General features: G+C 45.0%; 15 protein-coding genes and 1 pseudogene. 4 read left to right on the top strand and 12 right to left on the bottom strand.

Annotated elements, in window-relative coordinates:
- Window positions 1–8: 8 nt before the first annotated feature.
- From KTE_RS14525 to KTE_RS14565, 10 genes and pseudogenes are all read right to left on the bottom strand, one after another.
- The gene (locus KTE_RS14525; RefSeq protein ID WP_201382005.1) at window positions 9–1178 is read right to left on the bottom strand and encodes an aminotransferase class V-fold PLP-dependent enzyme; all 1170 of its coding nucleotides are present in this window, start codon (window positions 1176–1178) and stop codon (window positions 9–11) included.
- Window positions 1179–1194: 16 nt separating this feature from the next.
- Window positions 1195–4914, bottom strand: coding sequence for a hypothetical protein (locus tag KTE_RS14530; RefSeq protein WP_201382007.1), 3720 nt, complete (start codon window positions 4912–4914; stop codon window positions 1195–1197).
- Window positions 4914–5837 carry a DUF4007 family protein gene (locus tag KTE_RS14535; protein ID WP_201382009.1) on the bottom strand — a complete coding sequence of 308 codons (924 nt, stop codon included), beginning with the start codon at window positions 5835–5837 and terminating at the stop codon, window positions 4914–4916. The genes KTE_RS14530 and KTE_RS14535 overlap by 1 nt, the downstream gene beginning before the upstream one ends.
- Before the next feature lie 15 nt (window positions 5838–5852).
- Entirely contained in the window at window positions 5853–7583 is a 1731-nt protein-coding gene (locus KTE_RS14540) for a phosphoadenosine phosphosulfate reductase family protein (RefSeq protein WP_201382011.1), read from the bottom strand.
- Between the two features lie 259 nt (window positions 7584–7842).
- Window positions 7843–9297, bottom strand: a complete 1455-nt coding sequence (locus tag KTE_RS14545; protein WP_236600400.1) for a helix-turn-helix domain-containing protein — start codon at window positions 9295–9297, stop codon at window positions 7843–7845.
- Between the two features lie 270 nt (window positions 9298–9567).
- A pseudogene (locus KTE_RS49570) lies at window positions 9568–10020 on the bottom strand (TniQ family protein); the annotation flags it as partial.
- Between the two features lie 78 nt (window positions 10021–10098).
- A complete protein-coding gene (locus KTE_RS14550) occupies window positions 10099–11187 on the bottom strand; it encodes a TniB family NTP-binding protein (protein WP_201382015.1) in 1089 nt (362 codons plus the stop codon).
- Window positions 11188–11211: 24 nt separating this feature from the next.
- Window positions 11212–13470, bottom strand: a complete 2259-nt coding sequence (locus KTE_RS14555; protein WP_201382017.1) for a Mu transposase C-terminal domain-containing protein — start codon at window positions 13468–13470, stop codon at window positions 11212–11214.
- Window positions 13471–13480: 10 nt separating this feature from the next.
- Window positions 13481–14182, bottom strand: a complete 702-nt coding sequence (locus KTE_RS49575) for a TnsA endonuclease N-terminal domain-containing protein (RefSeq protein ID WP_201382019.1) — start codon at window positions 14180–14182, stop codon at window positions 13481–13483.
- 39 nt (window positions 14183–14221) lie between these two features.
- Window positions 14222–16444, bottom strand: coding sequence for a helix-turn-helix domain-containing protein (locus KTE_RS14565; protein ID WP_201382021.1), 2223 nt, complete (start codon window positions 16442–16444; stop codon window positions 14222–14224).
- Between the two features lie 398 nt (window positions 16445–16842).
- Between KTE_RS14565 and KTE_RS14570 the strand changes: the two genes are divergently transcribed.
- Window positions 16843–17385: a helix-turn-helix domain-containing protein gene (locus KTE_RS14570; protein WP_201382023.1), complete on the top strand. Its 543-nt coding sequence runs from the start codon at window positions 16843–16845 to the stop codon at window positions 17383–17385.
- 192 nt (window positions 17386–17577) lie between these two features.
- On the opposite strand, the gene KTE_RS14575 is transcribed toward KTE_RS14570, so the two are convergent.
- Entirely contained in the window at window positions 17578–19107 is a 1530-nt protein-coding gene (locus tag KTE_RS14575) for an SEC-C metal-binding domain-containing protein (RefSeq protein ID WP_201382025.1), read from the bottom strand.
- 100 nt (window positions 19108–19207) lie between these two features.
- On the opposite strand from KTE_RS14575, the gene KTE_RS14580 reads away from it, so the two are divergent.
- Window positions 19208–19579 (top strand): ImmA/IrrE family metallo-endopeptidase, encoded by a 372-nt coding sequence (locus KTE_RS14580; RefSeq protein WP_201382028.1) that lies wholly within the window; start codon window positions 19208–19210, stop codon window positions 19577–19579.
- Between the two features lie 263 nt (window positions 19580–19842).
- Here KTE_RS14580 and KTE_RS14585 read toward each other — a convergent pair whose 3' ends face one another.
- On the bottom strand, window positions 19843–20289 hold the full coding sequence (locus tag KTE_RS14585; RefSeq protein ID WP_201382030.1) for a hypothetical protein: 447 nt from the start codon (window positions 20287–20289) through the stop codon (window positions 19843–19845).
- Window positions 20290–20968: 679 nt separating this feature from the next.
- Between KTE_RS14585 and KTE_RS14590 the strand changes: the two genes are divergently transcribed.
- Both KTE_RS14590 and KTE_RS14595 read left to right on the top strand, forming a co-directional pair.
- Window positions 20969–23158, top strand: coding sequence for a DEAD/DEAH box helicase (locus KTE_RS14590; protein ID WP_201382032.1), 2190 nt, complete (start codon window positions 20969–20971; stop codon window positions 23156–23158).
- Complete coding sequence (locus tag KTE_RS14595) at window positions 23145–23957, top strand: DUF2290 domain-containing protein (protein ID WP_201382034.1); 813 nt, start codon at window positions 23145–23147, stop codon at window positions 23955–23957. The genes KTE_RS14590 and KTE_RS14595 overlap by 14 nt, the downstream gene beginning before the upstream one ends.
- Window positions 23958–24016: the final 59 nt, after the last annotated feature.

Consider the following 24016-nt stretch of genomic DNA (forward strand, 5'->3'; position numbering starts at 1 on the left):
ACCATAAGCTAGCATGCTATTGTTCGCAGCGCACTAATAATAGCATCAGCATCTTGAAAGTCATTAAAATAACCTGGACTTACTCTTACAGTGCCTCCATTTTCGAGCGTTCCTAGCCATTTATGTGTCCAAGGGGCACAGTGTAAACCGGCGCGGACTGCGATTCCTTTGGCTCCTAAAGCTGCCTCAACTGCTTGTGGGGAGGAGGCAGCTATTGTAAGCGAAATAATACCGCACCAAGAGGTAGATGTGTGTGGTGTATATACCTCGACGTTTGGTAAGCTCATTAGCTTTTCGCGTATCTGTTCTGCTAAATTAATGCTATGCTCTACAATAGATTTTCGCCCATTTTTTTGCAACCAGGTTAAAGCTGCATGTAGTCCTGCTATTGCCAATATATTATGGCTTCCAGCTTCGTATGCTGAGGGCAATGACATAGGCATGTCGATGCTCTCAGAGAAAGTACCTGTACCGCCAAACAGCAGTGGATTAGGCTTCCAGTTAGACCCTAGAACAAAGCCAGCTATACCAAACGGACCATACAACGACTTATGCCCTGAAAAGATGAAAGCATCAATAAGACCACTTTTCAAGTCAATGGGATAGAGCCCTGCTGTTTGTGCACCATCTACAATAATGATAACTTCTGGGTTACTTTGTTTTGCGAGCTTCGCAATTTCAGCCACTGGGGGCATCACTCCGCAAACATTACTTGCGTGAGTAACACAGACCATTGTGGGCGGTTCAGATTGGAAAGCAGCTGTGAGCTTGTCGAGTTGACAGGTAAATGTTCTCTGTCCAAATGGAATTTGTCGGACCTGGACTCCCTTTGATTGCCGTAGGTGCTCTACCGGTCTTAGTACTGAATTGTGCTCAAATGGTGTGACGTAGATGATGTCCCCGGGATAAAAGTTGGCTCCAAAGATAGCTTGGTTGAGAGCGTGCGTTGCAGATGCGGTAAAAATGACGCTATCTGCTGACGGAGCTTCAAGCCAATCTGCTAGGAGCTCTCGCGTCTCAGTAAGCATTCGTGTACTTGCGCGTGCAAATGGGTTCCCTCCGCGCCCAGCATTGCCGCCTTGCTTCATATAGAATGAGTTCGCCTCTACATAAACACTTTCGGGTTTGGGAAATGTTGTAGCAGCGTTGTCTAAATAAATAGGTTCTTGCTCCTCCATCTGTAAAGAGTTCTCTCTAGTCGCTGACATTTGATCCTCCCATAACATAATCTAATAGAGCGAGAGCAATTTGGCGCTTTTCGTCGAGAGACAGAGGTCGTCCCGAAATCTCCAGAGTAGATTTAAAATTTTGTAGAATTCTTTGCCCTTGTGGAGATAAACCCGATTGGCGAAAACGGTATGTCTGCTCACTCTTTTCGGGCAGTGCAACAGAAAGTTTTACCGCGGTCTCGTCGGAGGAGAGATCGAAAATCTCGTTTTCAATCCTCTTCCTTGCTTCTAGTAAGTTATGCCTGAAAGTCTCATTGCTGCGATCATTCCAATCACTCAAGGATATACCCAATATAGCCTTGGACAGATGATCCCAGAAGTTCGCTGTTTGCTTTGACTCGTTTTCGCTGGCAACTTGAACTAATCTTTGGGCAAGCTGGTCGCTAAAGCGAAGGGATCTCAATGGTTTCTCAGCTTGTTCTTCAATGATTTTTAACCATGTAACTATTGCTGCATGTCCGTCTGAGGCATCGCTAGCAAAGGTTTCTCGCACAAAGCGGTCTAAGGAATACAATAACATCTGGTAGGCAGCTGCTATTTCATCCATCAAGTTGGATAGCCGCTCCCTCATTATTTGCCTGTATTTATCTTCATTGCTTACGTCAATGCTGTCGTTTTCGAGTAGTTCTAGTAAATCGTAAGATAATACGCGAGCTGGTTCTCTTTGCGCTTTTCGCAGTAAATTGCGGAATTCCTGGGCATTAGTGGAGACCAGATTAGTATCTCGGCAGTATCTTGGCAGGCTTTGCAACCAACGCAGTAGACCTATACTCAAAGCATTAAGTGGTTGTTGCGTCTGTTTCTGATCTGACACGAAACTCTCTACCCGCTCTTCAAGGATTGACCACAGGATTGAGCGCCGTGCATCCCAAGGCCCTAGCTCAATAGTATATTGCTCTGGTTGCTTACAGAGCTTAATGAAGACCTCTGCAGTTACAGGAGAAACTATTTTTCTACTCTGCCGCATGGTAAGTACTGGGAGACGGAAGTGCAAGGCAGCTGCTACTAGTAGCGGCAGAACACCTCGGCGCAAACCAAAGGGAGGTGACTGCAGTCTATCGATGAGCGTAGAGGCCTCTTGCTCTCTCTCTACTGCTGTATTTGCAAAGTTTTGTATGACCTCCCATGCTTCAGCCAGTGAGTCCCCATTAGTTGGTTTTCTCAGGATACCGTATCCAGTGGCAGTGAGCTGTACTAAGGTTGTGCGGATTAGGAGTGTTCGTACAATGAGCCAATCTGGACCATGACCTTGTAAGCCAAAATCCGGAGGAAGTGCATCCTGTGGGCTTCCAAGTAGTACTTCGATGACTTTCTCCAGTGCCCGCTCTTGCTGTCCGGATGGCTCTTGCTGGTTCACCAACTCATTATTTAATGTCGGCGTTTTATTAAACCACTGGTCGCATAGCCCCGAGAGTAACCGAGAGATGTCGTCCGTTTCCCAATGTCCTGAGCGCCACTCAGAGCCCTCATACCACCACCAGGTCGCCTTCGCGAGGCTGGGCTGCAAGAGCGGATTTAATGCCCGCAAGAGACGAGTCCTCGCATCTTCGACGAAGAAAGCAATTTCCGTCGGAAGACGCTCATCTTTCTGCATAAAAACAGGATCATTGCTTAGGTCGTCCAATGCAAAGAGTTCGCGAACTGGTTCTGCAAGCAACAACGGCTGATCTGGAATGACGTATACTGTACGGCTGCTTGGAAGATTTTGCACAACACGAATGGCTTCTTCTCTTTCTGCCGCATTTGTTGCTAGTACATAAGCAATAGCACCATCGGCATAGCCATGCTCACCGAGTTGTTTGAGGAAAAGCTCGGCGCTCACTCGCTTCATATCACCTGACCAGCAGTAAATGCCATTGAAAAATCTCGTGATGGAGTGTTCTTGATTATACCGGCGAGGTAGATAGTAGGGCAGAGGAACATAACGCTCCACCACTAAACGTATTTGTTGCTGATTGGGAGAGCGCCTCTCAAGTGCAGCGCTCAGTTCTGTATCCAGGTCTACATCGCTTCCACGAGTGAACGTCCAATATCCGTCCGACCGGCGATAGACAACGACTCTCCTTTGCGTAAGCGTTTCTAAACGCGCTGCTACGTCATCGGCAGAAATGCCTAATGCCCATGCTAGTATCTCTGTAGTAGGTAAGACACGATCGGACGCACCTTGAGACTGAGTATTAACCTCGTTAACAATCAGAAGAATGGCTAATGCTTTGACCAGTGATTGTGTTATATTATCTTCTCGGCCTAATTTGCCCAGGGCATGCATTGTCCCCGACCATATGGGATGTGCTCCACCTGGTTTTGTATCTGACCGTATAGCGTCGGCGAAGTAATCCCACACAAGATCTAAGCTTAATACATTCCATGTGTCCACGTTTCCCCAATCTGTGAGCAAATCAGCTAATGTTCCTGGTTCGTCAGCAGCGAGGAATGTGAAGAGCGTTCGCTCATTTTGAGCGACACGGCTTGCTAGGCGAGGAAGTGCATAAATTGTCAGGGGATGTAGCGGCCATGCCTGCTCGATAATATGTTGGCGCAATGCCACATCGTCTAATTCATTGAATAAAGAGAGGTCAAAAGAAACGGCTGTCAATTGATTGAAAGCGGAACGATGAATGTCTGTGAAACGCTGCCACGCTTTGGTGTCAGGTGTACTAATGGCTTCTACGATGAGCTGGTACATAACATTAGGATCACTAGAGATATCGTGGTTACGAAATCGCTCAGCTATCCTCGCCCACTCTTGCTGATGGACTAGTGGTAAGCCAGCTGCATAACTGGACATAAGCTGATGTGTGATGAGAACAAGATGCACTTGGGATGAGCCGCTTCGATTGCAAAACTCGGCAAATGACTGTAAAAGCGCTGCTTCAGCCCCAAACGGCTCTCCTGCTCTGGAATCAAGGAAGCGTCCAAACTCGTCCCAAATAACTATAATGCCTTCGTAGCCACTGTCGTGGAGCGCTTCTGCTGTAGCATGGAATATACTCTCTAGAGAAGGCCCTGTATTGTAATCGAACTGAGCTCCTGCCGTAATCTCTGGATAGAGCTGTTCAAACAGGATTAGCGCTTCACGGTTGAGGGCTTGTAATTTATCGGTTAGCTTGCTAAGTGACGACCCTTTTTCAAGCAGTTTTGATTGAAGCTGCTGATGCGCGTCTGGATAACTGGTCTCCCATAGGCTAATCATACTCAGAGCCGACTCAAACTGCGTGCGTGGTTTGAGATGAGACAGTCCTTGGTGTGTCAATGCGCGAGACAGTGCTCTGGTAAGGGCTGTTGCTAAGTTTTTTTCATCACCTGAAAGGATGACAGGCAGCAGACGCATTTCGCTACGAGCATACTGGTTAATACGCTCTGCCTGGGTTGGAAACCTGCGCATCAACCTCTCTTGTACGACTGATAGAGCGTCGTGGCAGTCGGCATCTTTACTGGCGAACGTGCCCAATACAATGCCTAGGAGTGATTTACCTGAGCCATATGCTGCATGTAAAATGTGGGAGCGCTGTGTAGCAGTGGATACCGTGCCATCAAGGATAGATGCTAACGCCTCTGCTCCATTAGGAGTGGGGATGTAACCCGAGACGTAGTCGGCATTACCAGCATCGTAAACTACATTGATAGACCGCTGGAAATGCGGAGAGAGCGCCTTCAATGGCGTTGTAATGGTACTTGATGACATTATATATCCTCGCGCCTAGACACTCGTTCGGTGTAATAACGAGCCAAAATATCACTAGGTTGTAGTATGGGAAGTGTGAGCGTATCGAGTCCAGCTGTTCGGACAAACTGTATGCGCCAGTCCTGATAATCTTTGTTAAGCCTGGCCAGTAGGTCGGAAAGCGTTGTTGTGGTCAGGCTAAAAACTCTACCAGCATTTAATGGCTCGCGCAAAACGTCAGTGAGCCCCACTTGTGTTACACCATTCCGGGCTTTTAGCTGTCGGTCGGCAAGTACGTAGAGAAGTACGAGTGGATGAAAACGAGCTGAGTCTAGCCTTTCCATTCTGTATTGACGCCCACGGTTGTCGCCTACTCTGCTTAGAACCCCTAATCTAGAGAATGGTGATTCCGTCAATTCTTCGGGAGTTCGAGAGACTTTACTTGGTAGATACGTTTGAAGTAAACAATCTATATCTCTTTTCAATGAGCCAATAGCAACTTCCTGGTCTGCGTAATTATTTATCACCCAATTGTTAAGTGACTCCAGGCAATTACCATCATCAAAGAACGATGGTGCGAAATGATTGAAAAACCAATACCATGTGGTGGCGTGATCCCGGCTGCAAGCCAAGTGGTAGTGGAGGAGCCAGAGTGTAGCATTATCCTCTAAATAGCGATCGTATGTCCAGATTAACTGGCCAAGAGGTGTAAGATGTTGCACCCGCTGGCGTTCTTCTGATTTCTCCTCAGCCAATCCTGTTGCCTGCATCCAAAAGCGGAGAGACTTTACCATGTTTTGTCCTATGCCTAGTCTCTCAGCTGCGTCGATATCGAGGAATACCGTCGGAAGCCTACCTTCCTCTTCAGCACTCCTTATTGCCGCCATCCCTTTATATAGCCAGCCTTCACGAATGTAGAAGGTCTCATGTTTTGCAAATGCCATTGCCTAATACCACCCCTACAATTGTTTTAGAGGGATAATCTCCCTTGTCCCCTTGCTCTTGCCGAAGACACTTAAGCTCTTCGCAACGAGGCACCCTGTCGATCCAAAGTGAGTTACACATTCCATACATCCCGTGCAGACGTTTTGGTCGATTTCATAAATGCGCTGTTCTGGTTTGATGGTGATGGCCCCCTGTGGGCAAACTGCTGAACAGGCTGTACATTGAATGCACGTTTGAAACTTGGTAGACTGCTGTTTGAAGTACCATGTCAAGCGGTTTATATCCTGCTTGGGATTTATTACGGTAAAGCGCAAAGAAGTACTATTATCGGGGGCCTGCACAATGAGCGCATCCCAATCTTGGTTTCGTCGCCCCTCCAAATAAATCTCGCCTAGAGCTGGTCTGCAGCGATCTCGAATAATCCTTCCTAGCGGCTTAAGGAACTCCTCTAGTTCTACGTCTACCGGACGCTCAATTTCTATTTGGACGGTGTTGGCCATGTCTCCGCAAGGCTTAGCCTCTAATCCGCTAAAGCGATTCGGAAGTCCCGCACCGCCAAAGCGTTTGACCCAGCCTCGGTCATCAATATACTCCTCTGGATCTGGTTTGCCAATACGGCGTGCGAAATCAATAAGCTGCACTCTCCAGCGCGCAGCATCTTCTGGAAAGAAGATACCTGCGAGCATCTCTGACCACTCAGAATTGAGAGGACAGAGCCAACATCCCACTCGACTATAGCCCAAACGGTAAGATTTATTAAAAAGTACGTTATAGCTCAACATGTAATTCCACACATCGAACTCAGTCCAATCAATAATTGGGGAGGCTGTAGCCTGTTGCCCGATTTTTGCACCTACTGTCACTCCATTCAGCTCGTCACCTTGATCAACTTTCACCACGGTGCCTAAGCGGTCAGGGTCATTCCAAGATACTTTGTGATACTGGCTACGACGCTGTGATTCATCTCTGCGAATACCATAAAACGTGAGAACTTTTTGATCCCCTAACGTTTGAAGAAGGTTGTTGATAGGACCAGCTTTGAATATAGTACAGCACCAACGCATAACTCTACTTGGTGGACCCATTTCTTCGACTAGTTCATGGAAGTTGTGTTCTGCTCTAGCATTAAAAAAAGGAATTAGTGGATTCTCTTCTTGAAATGTACGCACATAATCATAGGTGTGCTCATCCTCTAGCGTGGTATCTCCGAAAACGTGGAGAATATCGGAGCGCCCCAAGGCCCTTCGTACAATATCAGATACAACTGTTGAGTCTTTACCACCGCTAAACGATACTAGAATTAGGCGTCGGGAGAAGCGATTTACTGCGTGCTGAATGAATTGAAATGCTTCATCCTCTAACTCCAGAAGATGGGGCTTATTCACTTCCAGTTGTCTCTGGTAATCGCGTATTAGTTGTTGGTCTAAAGCGTCGTAGTGATCACTATCACGAATGTATTCGGCGATAGCTGGAATGTCGTTTTTGAGCTTTTCAGAGGCTGGTAACGTCACCTGTTTTCCATTGATGTAGTAGTAGCGGCTCTTACTGGCTCGCCAAACAGCCTCTGTGGTTAAAGGACCGTGTCCGTAAAACTGCAGTATACGCCGCTCACGTGCAAATACAGGACGAGCATCTGTTGCTAGGTATTTGATTGTACCTCCACAATTCGGACAGCTATTGCCCCGAGCTGTATAAACGGGATGCTGGCAAATTTCACACCAGTGAAACAAGGGCTCCAAGTCCATAAGGAGGTCTCCTTAACCGTTATTGAATAAACATTCTAAAAAAGAGTAGTTAACTGCTGTGTATTGACAACAGATCCAAGAGGTCTCTCTGAGTCTAGCGTTCCGCTGCTTACAACAATTTGGATCACGGCAAAAATTTCTGATGAGTAACGCTTAGTATAAGTATGCATCAAAAACATGTCAATGGAGAAGAGTAAATGGGGCTAATGTTCTAACTGTTAGAATAAATTGATTACCTTTGCTAGTTTTTGAGATGGATTTAATGTGCTGCCTTTCTTTCCAAGAATTCCAAGACCCTCTTTTGGGCAAACCACCTTTGCTTGCCTCCCATGTTATCCAGAGGCTGCAATTTCCCTTCTGTGACCCATCTGTGGAGTGTTGCCTTACTGATCCCTAGTAATTGCACCGTATCACCGAATGTAAGGTGCTCTTGCCGCCATCGTATCAGTTGTTCCTTATCAAAGAGATAGGCATGATATCCGTCAATGTGCGGACCACTTACGCAAGCTGGAGCTAGCCGTCCCCGATGCGCCCACTTTTGAGTTGTTAGCTTTCCAACCCCGAGTATTGTCGCTGCCTCATTCGTATTGATATAACTAGTCATAAACTGTCTTACAGCCTCTTGATCAAAATACTGAGCATTTCCATGAGTTACGGCGATAGGAATAAGTCCAGTTTGTACCCAGCGCGCTAAAGTATGATCCTTGATTTGCAATAGCTGGACTACTTCCTCCCTGCTCATCCATCCATTTTCCGATTTGACGGCATCTATACAGAGTTGGATATCAGTAGAGTCAAATAGCAACGACCGGAGTTTCATTTCTTGATCTGCGGGATAATACGCGCGAAGCTTACCCGCTGCTACTCGTGCCAGTAGGGAAGCCGCGTTCATTCCAACTATAGAGAGTGATTGAGATGCTCTTATTAGGCCTACAAAAGAAAGTGCTCTCAAATCCACCTCTGGGTACGTTTTGACATGCTTCGATATCTGTTCCATAAAGTTGACCAACGACCATCTACTGAATGCCCAATGTGAATATCCTTCTGCTGGGTGTCTTTCAGCTACTAGTAAGCCTGTCTCAGTAAGGCCCCGCATTATCTTTTCCGTAACTCCTAAGTAGGCGATAGCCTCTACACTGCCAACTGCTTCATTCCACTTAGCTCGGAGTATCAGCACTTCTTCGCGATCCAAGAAACGATATACATGCTTCCCTGCTCGATCTACTCGGCAAGGCAAATCTCCTCTTTGAATCAGTAAATTGACCGTTTTAGGGGATACTCTGAGAAGCCTGGCCGCTTCTGTGACGCTCACGTATGTGATTTTTTCTGCAACCTCAGCGTTTTCTCGGCAAAGTTCTGTACGTATTACTGCGCTGCTCAACGGATATGTGCGAATAAAGAAATCCTTGAAGGCCCTGTGAACGAACTCAAACGCAGTGTGTTCCCAGTACTCTTGGATCCATTGGCTGTAAAAGTTCCCCAAGTCCGCTTTGGGTCCGCCTCTGGCAGGTTTTACAGCTCCCATATGGGTCCGATAGGCTTGTAGAAAGTCCCAGAGACCATGTGGCCAACATACTATTCCCTTGCACGCAGTCGCGTAGAGGCTATAGCTTTCGTATGGAGTAATGTTGCGTGCTTCGTTTCTTTGCAACCGCTTATCAGCGTGGTTTGATTTGATGCGGTGTAGATAGGGCCAATCTGTTTCTGCTAACATCCTTGTTGCCCACTGTAATCCGTCTACCACTCGGTAGAGTACCCTTGCTGTCTCCGTGGGCAGAAGGGTACTCGTAGAGGTAGGAAGCGTCTCTCGCATGAGCCAAGCCTGTATGAGGCGTTGGGCGAACAAACCCCACGTGTCCTGATGTAAATCACCTGGCTCGGCAGATAAAAGGTCCGCGTGGCATTGGCTACATTGGGCTTTTAAAATGCATTGTATCGTGACGTAGCTTTGGCAAGCTGGACAGCGGTTTACGAGAAGGCAGTTATGCTGCAGACATGCCGAAACTGCGATCGGCTGCCATAGTAATCGGTGATGTGCAGACTCCTTCAGGCACTTAGGGCAGAATTGACTGGTATGTAAAGGCCTGAGCTGCTTGGCCGCGCACGCTTGGGAAAGCAGAGGAAGAGTGTGCTCTCCTATGCTTAGAGAATCAATGGGGCTAGGTGGTGGCGTCAGTACCTCTGCAAAGCGATGAGCCGAGGACATGTGTATCTCGAAGACCGGAATAAGGGTGAGTTTTGTGATCTCCTGGTAGGTGATGGCCAGGCGCGGAAATTCGGCCTGGTCTTTACTGTCGCTTCTTTCTCTGATTATCTGAGTTAACGTCCTGTATGGATCATAAAAGTTCAAAACCGCTAAACGCCTGAGAAGAGAAGGTAAAGATTCATTTGTCAAAGCCGATGTGCGCCTTATCAAGGTACCTTCTTGGTCACTCACTGCCCTTTTCCCCTTGCAGTCTAAATATGCCTGCCTGTTTGCCCCTGAAGGATATACGACCGTCTCAGAGAGACCAAATCAGAAAATGTCTTTCATCCGTTCTTCTGGTGGTTCATCAGGATTGCGCGGTTTGCTGCGCTGGTTTGTACCTCTTTTGTTGTGTTTCCCTGGCTTTTGCTTGGGTTTATTTTTCCTAATCTCTTCGAGGTTGGGTAAATCGCCAATAAACGGATTCGGAATACCGCGTCTCTCGCCAGCAAGTCGTTGAGTAAAGGCTTTGGAAAGGAAATCGAGATCAAGATGTTCGCAGTCTTTCTCTAGTGCCAAGTACGTGGCTCTTCGAATAAGTGCCATGAGATAGCTAATTATGCCATCACAGGCCGCAAAGCAGCGCAGAGCTGTTTCATAGTTAGCAAGGTAAGAAGGCTCCTTGAGTGGTAAAAGTTTTTCCAATTCACTTAAAAAAATGCGGAATTTGTTAATTGTGTTTTCTGGCCTGGTTTCATCCCATTCGAATGGCGCCAATATATAGGGGTCCCCGAATAAACGCGCTAATTGTGGGTTAGCATCGACGACATCTTCAGCTTCCCCTTGTAGGCCCACAAGGATGCAAGAAACTTTTGTTTCTTTCACAAAGGTCTTTAGCCAATTACTTGCAGTCTGCAGTATTTTCTGGTTGTCGCGATCCACAAAATGCTGAAGTTCATCAAGGATGAGCAGATCTACATTGCAAATCTCTTTGAAGTACCTGATGAGGCGATATTCTCTTGCGCCTATCGTGCCTCTCGTGGCGGCGGGGTCCCCCAGTGCGCTGAGAAGGGCTGTTTCTAAGTTACTGATGCTCGCCGGCGAGGGTATAGTAGCCATAACAACTGACCTAAGTGTCACTTTATCTGTAACTATTGCCGGGTGTCGTTGGGCATAGGAACTAACGAGCGTACTTTTCCCTGCTCCTGATGGCCCCACAAGTAGCATACATTGGGGCTCTGCTGCTATTGCTTTCATTTGATGGCATCGTTGAATTTCCTCGGAAATCTCTTTCCAGAGCGGGTAGAAGACCCGCATTTGCTCTACCCAGCGTAAACGCTCGGGTTTAGAGAGCTTGCACATTTCCTCGCGTGAAAATGTCTTCTTGGTACTGTCGTGCTTAGAATCGTTTTCGCTCATTGGTCGCCTCCTCGAACTCTTTATCTACGATGGCAATCCATAGTCTCCTCCCCATCCCTCCGCACTCAAGTCTTCCTGAGGTGCGGCTTGCCTTAGGGGGCTAATATCCGCTCGAGAGGTATTCTTCTTTTCTCTCCTCTTGCGAGTTTTCTTCTCTGTTTGGGTTGGAGGATTAGTCGTATCGTCTACTTGGGGCACAGCATGTAATGGCTTGTGGAGTTTATGCTCTTGCGCGCTATCCTTCTTTATATCTTCAAGTGCTTTACCTTCTGCTGTAATTGGCTGCGAGTGTTCTGGAGAAACAGCCTGTGCTACATCAATTCCGAGGAATCGAGCTCCCTTTTTGCGCCCTCTGCTCTTACGAGTAAGTGCATACTCACGTTCTATAATTTCCCGCATATGCTGTTTCGCAGCAGCAAGTTCGAAAATATTTACTGGCTTTTTTTGTCTCAGTATATATTTTCGAATAACACGGTGTTTCCAGATTGATAGTCCTTTGGCATATTCGGGATCTATAGCAGGAATATCTAGCCAGGTGTGCTTGTCATCGTCATAGACGTATAAAGTACCTATGTCTGATGGATTGTATTTGATATGGACAACACGTTGTTCTTCCGAACGATCGTCTTTGGTGTCATCTCCCTCCTTTTTATAGCTACTCTGTTTCTTTTTTAGATGGCGACTTCGAATTGCTGCTAAACTAGGATGTTGATAGCGGAGTGACTCAAAATCTATACCGGTATTTTGGATAGTGCGGTATTCTCCTGGGTAAAGAATGAAACGTAACTCCCGAGCATCTTCATGCAAGGGAGGAATAAAACCACTCTGTAAGTTCTCTTCCCAAAGTTTTGCTGGAATACCGCCACATTTACCTATCCCATCATGCCATTCCTGGGTATACTTATCAAGCAAGAAAACATGGAGCAATTCCAGGAATGCAGTAAGAGAAATACACGCGTATTTTTGGGAATCGTAATCACCACGTTCAACAATATTTGAGAAAGTTGTGCCTGGTAAACTATGTATGAATCCAGTATTGTTGGTTCGGAAAAAACGCTCGATACGTCCTTTGAACCAAGGCGTCCTTATAGGCATCTGTTCTATGTTAATACCTAACTGCCCACACGAATCCTCTAGGTTACGGCAAATATAGTGCTTTCCGTTATCTACGATAAGTGTTTCAGGAAGACCATAAACTGGCCAGGAATGCTTTGTTCCATAGCGTTGTTGGCAATCTTGCTTAGGGAGGATGCTGTGAAGGAGACAGTTTTGGACAGCCAAGTAACTAGGTGGCTCAAAGCCTACATAGAAACCACAGGGGAAGCCACTGTAGGCATCAATTGCATACATTAGCGTTGGGCGACCAATTGGTAGCCGATCTTCCAAGTCAACGACAATAAGATCTAGTGTAGTATCATCAATTTCTACACGCTCCAATATTCTTGTGGGTTTGGGGCCTCGGTATACTGGATTATTGACTTGGGCTTCGAGACGACTTGCACGCCGCCGTAAAATCGATGCTTTTCCTTCTGCATTTATACGTCGATAGGTCGTTGTTATTCCTGGTGGGGTTAGTTGTTGATATGAGGGAAGGAATTTATTTGCATCAGCTATACGATTGACTATCGCATAGTGAACATCCTCTATTGTGCGATGCTTGGGGTGAGATTTGCACTCTTCCATGACGCTTTTGATAATACTTTCCGTTTCATCGTCTACCCTCGTTTTACCCCTCCCTCCGTGTTGGTCTGTTGCTGGGACAAGGGATCGAATGTCGTACCCGCTCTCTACAAAAGCTCTTAGCCACATCTCAATACTAGAACGTCCAACAGCTTGACCAATGTGTTTTCCCTTGCGAGGGGGAGGTTTAGGGGAGCCGAGAGGAAGTGGTTGAGCTTCCTGCCTTGATGCTAACTTACTCGCATATTCCTCCAGGTATGTTCTAGTGCGCTCTTCAGGTGGAATGTCTAAAAGCGGGCGAATAATCTCATATCTGCGCTTTGCCTCGTCTCGGCGGCTTGATGGTAGTTGTTGAAAGTCGGCGATCGTGTACTCGACAGAAAGTGGAGCGTTTGGCTCTTTCTTTACATAACGCCCGTGTACTTCAAAACGTATTTCTTCTCGCATCCAAAGCTCTGTTAGCTCCTCTTGAGTTAATGTGACTGAACCAGGGAAACTCTGATTTTTGGCAACAATTTTGTTATCGAGTAGCAATTCGCTAATGACGTATACTTGCCCATTGTATAGATAGCGAGTTCCCACAGTGAAGTGCAGGCGTGCCATAAGTCCTCCACTAAAAACTAGAACCGCGAATCAAAGAGCCTATAATACCGGTGCTTGGGGTCGTGGGAGCCAATTTGACAGTAGAACTGGGGGTAATTGGACTATCTAGATCTATCTGGAGGATATGCCGAAAGAGCATGCTGTAAATAAATGGCACCTGAGTAAATGGCTGTGAATTTGCCTGGTTGTGTGGCGATTTAGAGAGGAAAGATGCTAAGTTCTCAAAAGAAACTCCTTGAGGATGTGTTTTTAAATAGGTTATACACCGGTTTAGGAGTATCGTTGGTATTGTTAGACGACTGTAACGCCATAGTAGTTTCAAATTGGCTAAGACATGCCCCGCACGTAGGTCTTCATCTGTGACAAGAACAAAACTACAGTCATTGGCATTGGCCCAGGCCCTGCCCAGCTCTACCTGGTGCTGTGTGTGCTTATCAGTTACGCGTTCCTTTGGTTTGCACTCAACAATCTCTTCTTTCTCCCGCCGTATTACGTGAAAGTCCGGAGTATAACTGTGCTTCTCCCCTGCCGCATCAGTAGCAGTAATGGTAAAAGGTTGAGGGGAGTACGCTAGCACCGTGGGATCGTATTCTAAGAAGTAGGGCAGGTCGCCTTCGATTTTAGACTCGCATCGTATTATACAATTCATCTTGATGGACTGAAAAACCACAATAACGTTTGTGTCGTGATGACGAACTTTTCTAACAGGCATTAACACCCTCCTAACTAGATTTTCGCGCACGCGCGATGTTTATAATGACTTCTTCAAATCTACTACCGCCTGTTTATGAAACCAGTATTGATTGCTGTTAACAGTATCTAAAGGTTTTAGCTTTCCTGCCTTGATCCATCGATAAAGGGTAGGCTTTGTTACTCCTAGAATTTGTATGGCCTCGCTTGAGGTACAATATTGGCCTTTCCATTGCATTAGCTGTTCTTTGTCAAAGACACGTGCGCTACCTTCTTCTCCATCAATGTCGTTGGTAAGTACCCCAGGTACTAGGCCAGCGCGTATCCAGTTTCTCAATGTAGAGATATTTATCGCGAGAATACGAAGCGCCTCTGCCTGAGTGACGTATTTTGAACGAAGATCATAAACTCTTACTAAGTCAAAATATTGGTCGTGCTTATACATTGCTGTAGGTAAAATGCTCCTGTTTTTGATCCACCCTGCTAGAGTGGCATCTTTAATGCCTAAGATCTCCACCACCTCTTCGCGCTTTAAGCGCATCGTTCGATCCCGTAGCTGCATAACACATTCTTGGAAGTCCCGCGGCTCGAATAGAAGAGATTTGAGCTGAAATTTCCCTTCCGATGGGTGATAAGCGGTCAAATTCCCCTCTACTATTTGCAGTAGTATTGTTACGGCTTTGAAGGACTCTTTGTAGTTGAAAACGTGATCCGCCTTGGCAAAATCAATCCAGGGTCCTTTTTCGATAAGTTCCTGAGAGGGATAACTTTTTACATATCTTGAAAATGACTCTAGATTTGTCATTACCTCTGATAGCTTGAAGTATCTTCCAGGGTTATTCTTTGACTCAGGTGCTTTGGAAATAAGTCCCAGAGCACATAACTCTTCTATTACTCTTTTCTGTACTCCCATAAGCAAGCCAGCTTTTTCCGGCGTAATTAGGCTATCCCACGCCTTGTAGTAGTAGAGTACCCTTTGTTTGTCTGCTAGTTCTCCATCATTCTCGGCTATTTGGGTCAATTCTTTGTTTCTAAGTAGCAGTCTTACCACGTTTGGAGTGGTATCAAGGAGTTTTGCAGCGGCTGTAACACTTACTGGCTTGGTATGCTTGGCGAGGTGGGGTCTCTTTCTAAAAAAGCTCGTGCGTATCGCAAAGTTGTCTAACCAGTAGTTATCGGCGATATAGTGGTCAAGTGCATCTTGGATAAACTTAAATTCTGGATAGCTCCATAGCTGCTTGATCCACCGTGTATATAGCTCTCCTAGGTGTTCTTTGGGTGGGCCTTTGAAAAGTTGGTCCTGGACATATTCTCCTTGATACGAGCCTTGTAGACTGCAGTTCTCTCTTCTGCTATATCTAGTAAGAAAATCGAAAAAACTGCCGGGCCAATGTATAAGGGCCTTACAAGCAGATGTATACATACGATAGCTCTCGCTGGGAGTAAGTATTTGTTTTCCTTTCTGAAAAGCTATGGTGTGTGTTTCAAGATCGCCAGGGAGACGATGAATGTACGACCAATGCCCACTTATTTCGTCTTCTATAGAGTCTCGAATGCCCTCAACTGTTCTATACAACACTGATGGAGGTTGTTGAGGCAAGTGGGAGGCTTCGTACTCTGGGGTGACGTACCCCATAAACCACGCGCGGAGTATTTGCTGAGTTTGTAATCCGATCTCGTCGTTAGCTATAGAGATTGTTTGTGCGCTCATCAAATCACTTTTACAGTGATTGCATTTCGCCGTAATTACTGCGTATTGAGAGACTTGTTTTTGGCAATTAGGGCATTGATCCACAAGCAGGCATTTATGCCTAAGACAAGACGATAAAGCTATTGGTACCCAATTTAATTGATGGTGAGGATTTTGCTTTAGGCACTTAGGACAAAACTGGCTAACATTTGAGGGACGTAGCTGTGGCAACTCATGGCCATTAGAAAGGCAAGGAACTGATGTGCCATCAGGTAACTCGAGATGACTTACCGAGTGAGGTGGAGACGTAAGGACTTGGGCGAAACGATGATAAGTACTCTTGTAGAGCGTCGAAATGTCGATCATTGCCAAAGTGGCAATCCGATTGTAAGTTTCAGCTTTAAGAGGGAAATCGAATCTATCTTTTACGTATTGATGGTGTTTACGAGAATCTAATGTGCCCAGTATAAGATCCGACATAATTTTTGGAGAAAGGTAGGTGTTTGACTGAGAAAGCCTTATCAAAAAGGAAAACAAGGACTCTTCAGGTAATATTGGTGGTCGTACGAGTAGCGGTTGTAATACTGCTTGCATTTATGCCAGAATCCTATTCTTGAATACTCTGCCAACTCTCTTCAAGGTGAGGCCGCACCCGCAATCCAGCCATATAACACATTGTGCAGGCCATTTAAGGTGATATTTAAATTGTAAGAGCATTGGTATGTAGTCTATTTCACCCTTTAAATACAAAGCTGGAATTCATACTTAAAGAAAGGAATTCTGTTGCTGCTTGGCGAGTAAGTGCATCTTCTCTTCCATCTTCAACCTCTTCACAATCTTGTATCTTTTTAAAACACATCAAGGAGTAGCGACCAGGATTATAACATTTATTTCTAGGTTTGTAAATAAACCTAGAAATAAAGTAAATTTGATCAAAGAATAACTGAAAAGTTAAGTTTACAGAGAAGTATAGTTATCAATACACTTCTTCTATGATGGATGGTATAAATATTCCTAACCTTGCAGGTTATGTTTCTATCAAAGAAGCAGCTGATATATTAGGTGTCTCTGATAAGAGAGTCTACCAATACGTTATGTCTGGCCGTCTCCCAGCGCAAAAAGTTGGTCATATCTTGATTCTTCCAGAGGAAGAGGTCAGGCGCTTCAAACCTGGCCCTTCTGGACGCACGAGGACCAAGGCTCCTGCTTGGCGAACTTATCGTAGCCGAGGCAAACTGCTTACAACAGAGATTAATGTACAAGTTCGTGCCGGTCAGCAAGAAAAACTTATAGACAAATTGAAAGTGATTCAGAAAGAGGGTAAGCATACCTTTCCTGGGACAGTCGCACGGTATATCATAAAGGGTAATGACGAGTTAACTGCTCTACAGATATTACTCATTTGGAAAGATACTGAGATGCCCGAAGAGCCCACGCGCCAAGATGACCTTGCAGCTTTTCAAGAGGAGATGGCTGATGTGCTGGATTGGAGGACCGCTCAGTATGATACTAACGAAGCAATTATTCACACTTAAATGAGGTAAAAAGAGGAATCAGGATATCACGTCGCATTCAGATATGAGATCTGAAGCGCAAGTTTCAGTATCGAGCCCAAGTGCTTCGTAGGTCCAGTAATACGCAGATCGTACAGCGATAACACTGGCGGATCCATCTGCTGGACCTACAGGCGTGTGTGGTCATAGCACCCGTAGTGGGAGTATTTCTAATCACCCACAACATTTTTTGAACTTCTTCCCGCTCCCACAGGGACAGGGGCGGTTTCTCTCTCGTCCTTTCATTGGCGGCAATTGTTTTGCTGGCACTGCTGGATACTCTAATTCAACACTGGTAAACTTCGTTACATTCGTCATTAACCCCAGATCTTGCTGGAGCTGCGCAGCCTCTGCCTGATGTTCTTCAGTCCAATAACGTGCATCCAGGTAGAGAGAATCTTCAGAACGATGCTCATTTGCAACTGATCCGCTTTCGGTAGCGATCCCAACAATGTCTTGCGCCTCTGGGAAAACCAGTTTCGTGACCATGCAGCAGGCTTCCAGCATATTAAACCGTACTGTACGATAGTCGGCATCCGACATCCATTCAGTAAAAGGAAGTACGAGCAACACATAGTAGGGGTCACCTTCACGCGATGGAAGCAGAACGCGGGTTCGCCTCATTGAGAAGGGCCTGGCTTCCAGCAGTTCCAGCAGTGATTGTGCTAACATACGCCGCCGAGTACGTGGCTCGCGGGCGAAAAAGCGCATGATTCGCTCGCTATCGCTAATACTGCCGGGATGTGTAGTGTAATATTGAGTACCGCCCAGAATATGAGTAGCAAAACGCTCAATGAGCATATCCCATAGATAACTTACCCTGTTTGCTTCGACCTGAGCTTTCCGCTGAGGACTCTTGACAAAGCTGTCCCAAAGCCCTTCGTCGATGCCTATCACGTTAGTGCCATCTGGGACAATGAAGTCGTGCTCACCCTTGCTGTTGAGGTCCTTGAGGTAGTACGCAAGCAGATCGTCTTCCCCTGCGGCCCAAAGTAACTGACCGTTCTGAATAAAGCGTTCCTTTTTGGTCAAGTAGGCGACAAAATCCATAACGGTGTCCAAGGTGCCCAAGACCACTTCTAAAGAGGTATCATCAAAGACATGTATATAGCCTTTGGCCGGATCGATCTGCCCGATGGTAAAAGGCTGACCTCCATCGGCTACATTGGCCGTGTGCATTGCACCGATTACCTGTGGGGCTATGATGAGGCTGCCACTGCCTCCGAAAACCTTGCTACACTGCTCTGCGACTCCATGAGCGACAAGAATACGATGGAATGTGGCCGTTGATGGATCAGGGAGCATAATTGGGAATGGTTGCGTACAAGCGTGATCGAGGAAAAGCCGCTTGGGGTTTGTCTTTATCCAGCGCTCGGCTCCCCAGATCTGTTTTGCCGATTCCTGCACTGCTCGCCTGAACCACCTTCGCCAGTTCAAGCCTTGATCATCACCACTCGGATAGACGCAATCTTTATCGGAAAAGATGATGATATGGTTTTCAAACACCACCAGCAGGTCAGCAACTTCTTTGCCTTCTTTGACAGTTCCATCCAGCCACTGATCGCGGTACACACCGGAGTAACTCCATAGTGACAGAAACGAATGATCGCAGAGACGCTTGAGATACCGCTCTGCGGGGGTAACGCCATCGTGTCGGTGAATGGACCCTGCTGGGTTGCCACCACTCTCAGTTCTGGAACTCAAGATATATTCCTCTCTTGCTGCACCACTTTGCATCCGGGTAATGTTGCAGAACATACACCTGGCAGCTTAGCAGTCTCGTTAATACTGACGCGATAATAATGTGCTGAGCTTTGCGATCGGCTACAGCGCAACGCAAGCTCCTGTCCGACAGCGGTTCACGATCGCACATGAAATAGGTCATTTCGTTTTGCACCTAAGCGATAATCCCTCTGCTCTCTTTATCGATGCTCAGTACATCGTCTATCACCGCGATGCGAAGTCCTCTACGAGTGAGGATCAACGCGAAAGAGAGGCCAACCGGTTCGCGGCCGCTCTGCTAATGCCTGCTACCCTTCTGCGCTCTGAGATTCAGAAACAACCTTTTGACTTTGGCGACGAAGAGATGCTCACCGCTCTTGCCAATAAGTTCCAGGTAAGCACTCAAGCAATGTCAATTCGAATAAGTAATCTCAACATCTGGCAGGAAGAATAATCGACGAAGAAATAGTTGTTCTCTGTGATCGAGATCTGCACAGTGGGACAATGCGCTAACTCCCGCGCTTCAGCTCTTATATGCGCTGCTCAAGTCGCTTGATCTCCGACCTGCTCTTTTAATTAGGTATATCAATTCTTAAGACCCTACGATGGCTCGGCTTGTCCTCGCCATAAAGTTAACAATAGCACGCTTATGTAGACACTTCTGAAATATTTAACAAAACCATTCAAACAGGTGCGGCGTAAAAGCTTTATTGAGTTCTAAGGTTCATTTTGGACATCCTGCTCTTCTTCTATCAGACAGTAAAATATTTCAACAGTAGTCTTCGAATCTTGGTCTGGCTTTCCACCAATCTCGATTACTCTCACATATTCGATAGAGTCATCCTCAAAAAGAGCTAGACGGTCCTTAAAAGGTGACTGATCAGCTTCAAGTGTCTTTTTGCTAAATGCATCTATTACAAGCTTGGAAGCATTCTCGATATCGAATGCCTGCGTTCCCCGTGGTTTTATATGGAAATAGATGCGAAATGCCCACCACTTTGCATCATATCGAGCATTGCGGATCTTTTCCTCAGAGATTTTTTCTGCTGCAGCCTTACGAATAATCTCCCGCCTTGATTTAGTTTTATCCGCTGAAGTAAAAGCATTGGGATAGTCAAAACTGTCTAATAGTGCATATTTAGTAATGTCATCTAGTTGCCACATAACTGATACACCTCTTCTTGAGTAGAGCCGGTTCTTACATAAAATATATTTGTAACTGTCTCTATTTTAGTCTGTTGCTTCTGATCCATCAAGAAACTCACCCAGATCAGCAAGCAACTGCTCGATCCGTTTAATGGTACACTGGTGCCGTTCTACTTTGCACTGCTAGCCGCGAGCAACGGCATCTTCGACGAGTTTTTGCTCAATTTTCCGACGAAGACGAAGTCGTAGAGCATATTCAGGAGTGGTCACGAATTTAGCACAGGTCTCATAGTAGTGAAGATTTGCCGAGAACCCGTATAGTCAACCCAAATATTTGTGCTAATTTACATAAAAATATAGGTTTTGTAAAATTGAGATTGTAGCCATAAGTATTAAGTTTAAAGAAGAGCATTTATTGCGTAACGAGCTCTGAGAATATTTGGTAGATTTTCTACAAGTATTCAGCGGGCTAGACATTAATACAATTTAGAATTGTGAAAGATTATTTCGCGTGCTATTATTCATAGCAAGAGGCATTATCGCTATTTCATAAAAGCCACAGATACTACGGCTTTTATGGTATGTATCAATTCTCACATAGCAGAGCGTGGTTGCATATAATTGGCGAAAAATGCATTTCTGAGGTATTATAAATTTAGGTTCACAAATATAAAAGTGAGAATCTGGAGATTTTTAAATGTTAAAGTTTGTCAGAAGTGTGCCTAAAACCGATGCTGCTGATATGGTTGAGAGGTGGTTGGAGGAATGTTTTGGTAATGATGAAGGGGTTTGCTATTATAAACATCCTGCTGTGATTACAAAAACAGGCAAAATTCCTGATTTCATTTTATTTACTAAAACCAACCAACCTTTAATAGTTAAAATTTTTGATCAAAATCTTCAAGATATTAACCTTGTCGAGGATGATGAATGGATAATCAATGGTGAACCTATTGACTCACCATTATTAGAAATTGAAGATATTGTATTAAAAATGCAAAGCAAATTTGTTGAACAGAGGAAGTTACGTAATCGCTTAAACGTTCAGGGGATATTAGCTTTTCCATTTCTAATTAAACGAGATTTTGAAAAAAACTTTGGACCCTTCAAAGAAGAAAATGTGAAAATTTTGTGGTCTGGTGGTAATAAGCAAATTTTCAAGCATGACCTGAAACAAGAGTTGTCGAATGAGGAATGGATACTTACTAGGTCAGTTATTCAAGGCTTAACTAATTTAGGTGCAACTAATTTACATAAACTATCTAATATTTCATTGCAGAACATTACCTCATTAGGATCAGCTATCAGAGAACTAGATAAGCAGATAGCAGCTTTGGATGATGAGCAAGAAAGAGTGGGCCTTGAAATAGCTCCTGGCCCTCAACGTATTCGGGGCCTCGCTGGCACAGGAAAAACAGTACTGCTTGCAAAGAAAGCTGCTAACATCCATATCTTATATCCAGGCAAAAAAATCCTTTTCACATTTAATACACAGAGCCTCTACAATCAAGTGAGAGAGCTTATATCAAAGACCTATCGTGAGCAAACCGGTACTGAGCCTGATTGGGATTTGTTACATGTAAGACATGCTTGGGGTGGCCGTAATCGTTCTGGCGTTTATTCAGATTTATGTGCGCGCCAAGGTGTAATTCCATTGGATTTACGGGCTGCAAGAGCTACTAATCCTGTGAAACCTTCTTTCCAGGTTTGTTGTGAACATGCGTTGCAGCGACAGATATTATCAGAATATGATTTTATACTTGTAGATGAGGCTCAAGATTTTCCAAAAGAGTTTTTTCGTGTTTTATATAAGTTGTCCGATGAGGCCTATCACCGAATTTATTGGGCATACGATGAGCTACAAAGTCTTTCCTCTTTGGAGATTCCTAAACCCGAAGATCTCTTCGGTTACGATGCACATGGAGAACCCCTCGTTTCACTTCAAGGTCCCGACTATCCAGGTCCTATAGAAAAAGATTTTGTTTTGCATCGTTCCTATCGTTGCCCACAAGATGTGCTTATGCTCGCGCATGCTATTGGACTCGGTATACATAACCCTAAAGGCACTGTTCAAATGTTGGAAGATCAAGGATATTGGGAAGCAGTCGGATACAAAGTCGAGAGCGGAAAGCTACAAAAAGGCGAGCAGGTTGTTATCTCTCGGCCCTTAGAAAACAGCCCAAATCGTATTCACGAAATATATGATAAGCAAAAATTAGTTGTTGTTAATGTCTTTCAAGATAGAGCATCTGAGTTAAATTGGATAGCAGAATCTATTATCAGAGACATAAAAGTGGAAAAAGTAGCACCAAGACAGATTATGGTTATATCCCTCGATAACTCTAGAGCGAAAGGCTATTTGCTGGAATTGCAAGGGCGTCTAGTTAAGGCTAACATAGCTTCAACTATACCTGGACTTATAGATGATGCCTCTGCATTTGCTGAAGTTGGCAGAGTGACCCTTTCCACCGTCTTTAGGGCCAAGGGAAATGAGGCTCATATTGTTTATATCCTTAGTTTTGACGCACTTTATGATTATTTTGAAGGAATTGGAAATCGTAACCATGCGTTTGCTTCTATTACAAGATCAAAAGCGTGGGTGCGAATAACTGGCATAGGGAAAAAAATGGAGGCAGCAAAACAAGAGATTGAACAAATTTTAGGAGATCTGCCTAGTTTTAAATTCGAATTTCCTGATATGCGGGTCGTGCGTCGTTTAGATGCAGAAAATAGCTACAAGCGTAAAAAATTTGAAAAACTCAGCAAAGCGGCAGAGATTATTCAGAAAACAGAGGTTGAAGCTTTAGAAGAGTTGGCATCTACAAACCCAGAGGCATTTAATAAATTGTTAAAACGTCTTAACGAGGTTGCACGTGAAAATCAATGAGGCAAGCGATCTTTTAACTTCTGCTTACATCGATTGGTCACATATTTTAGCTAATCCTTGTGGTATACGTAAAGATTCCCAGATCACATGGACTGGCCGTGTACCGAAAATGCTGAAGCAGCCAGTAATGATATCTGATGTGATTAATCTAGCGGATAGCGGGCAATATACCTTTCAAATTGCTACAGACGGTTCTATTATACAAATTTATTACCTTTATGACTCAAGAGGCAAAGAAATAAAATCAGCATGCTTGGCATTTTATAGTACTGCTGTGTATAAAGAGAGGGTGAAAGATATAAGCACTTTTGGTGAAAGAGCCTCGATGGAGGAAGCACTGGAAGAGGAGGAAGCACTGGAAGAGGGGGAAGCGCTGGAAGAGGAGGAAGCACTGGAAGAGGGGGAAGTGCTGGAAGAGGAGGAAGCACTGGAAGATGAAGAATCGGATGAGCACGTACCTATATCTGATGATAGTTTAGCTCATTGGTTAAGGATTGACTATGATCCTCAGCATGCAAGAGGAGTTTTACACCATGATTGCCACATGCATTTAAGCGCATTTCCATACGCAAGGCTGGTTGTGGCTGGTGTACCAAGTCCCAAACAATTTATTGAGTTCATTATGGCGCTTTGCTATCCTCAAGAGTATGAAAAGCACCGTCTCGATAGTAATGGTCAGTATATTACTGAAGAACGCATTTTGACCGTGAATTCAAAATATGTTCCTTTGTTGGATCATAAGGTTTTTAACCAAATAGCACATTTTCGCATACCTATTTTTTCAGAAAAACGTCGGTGATGATTTATGAATAATCACTATAGTTAAATTATCAAGGACTTGTACTGGACCTACAAACT

The organism is Ktedonobacter sp. SOSP1-85, assembly GCF_016587415.1.
Taxonomy (GTDB): domain Bacteria; phylum Chloroflexota; class Ktedonobacteria; order Ktedonobacterales; family Ktedonobacteraceae; genus Ktedonobacter.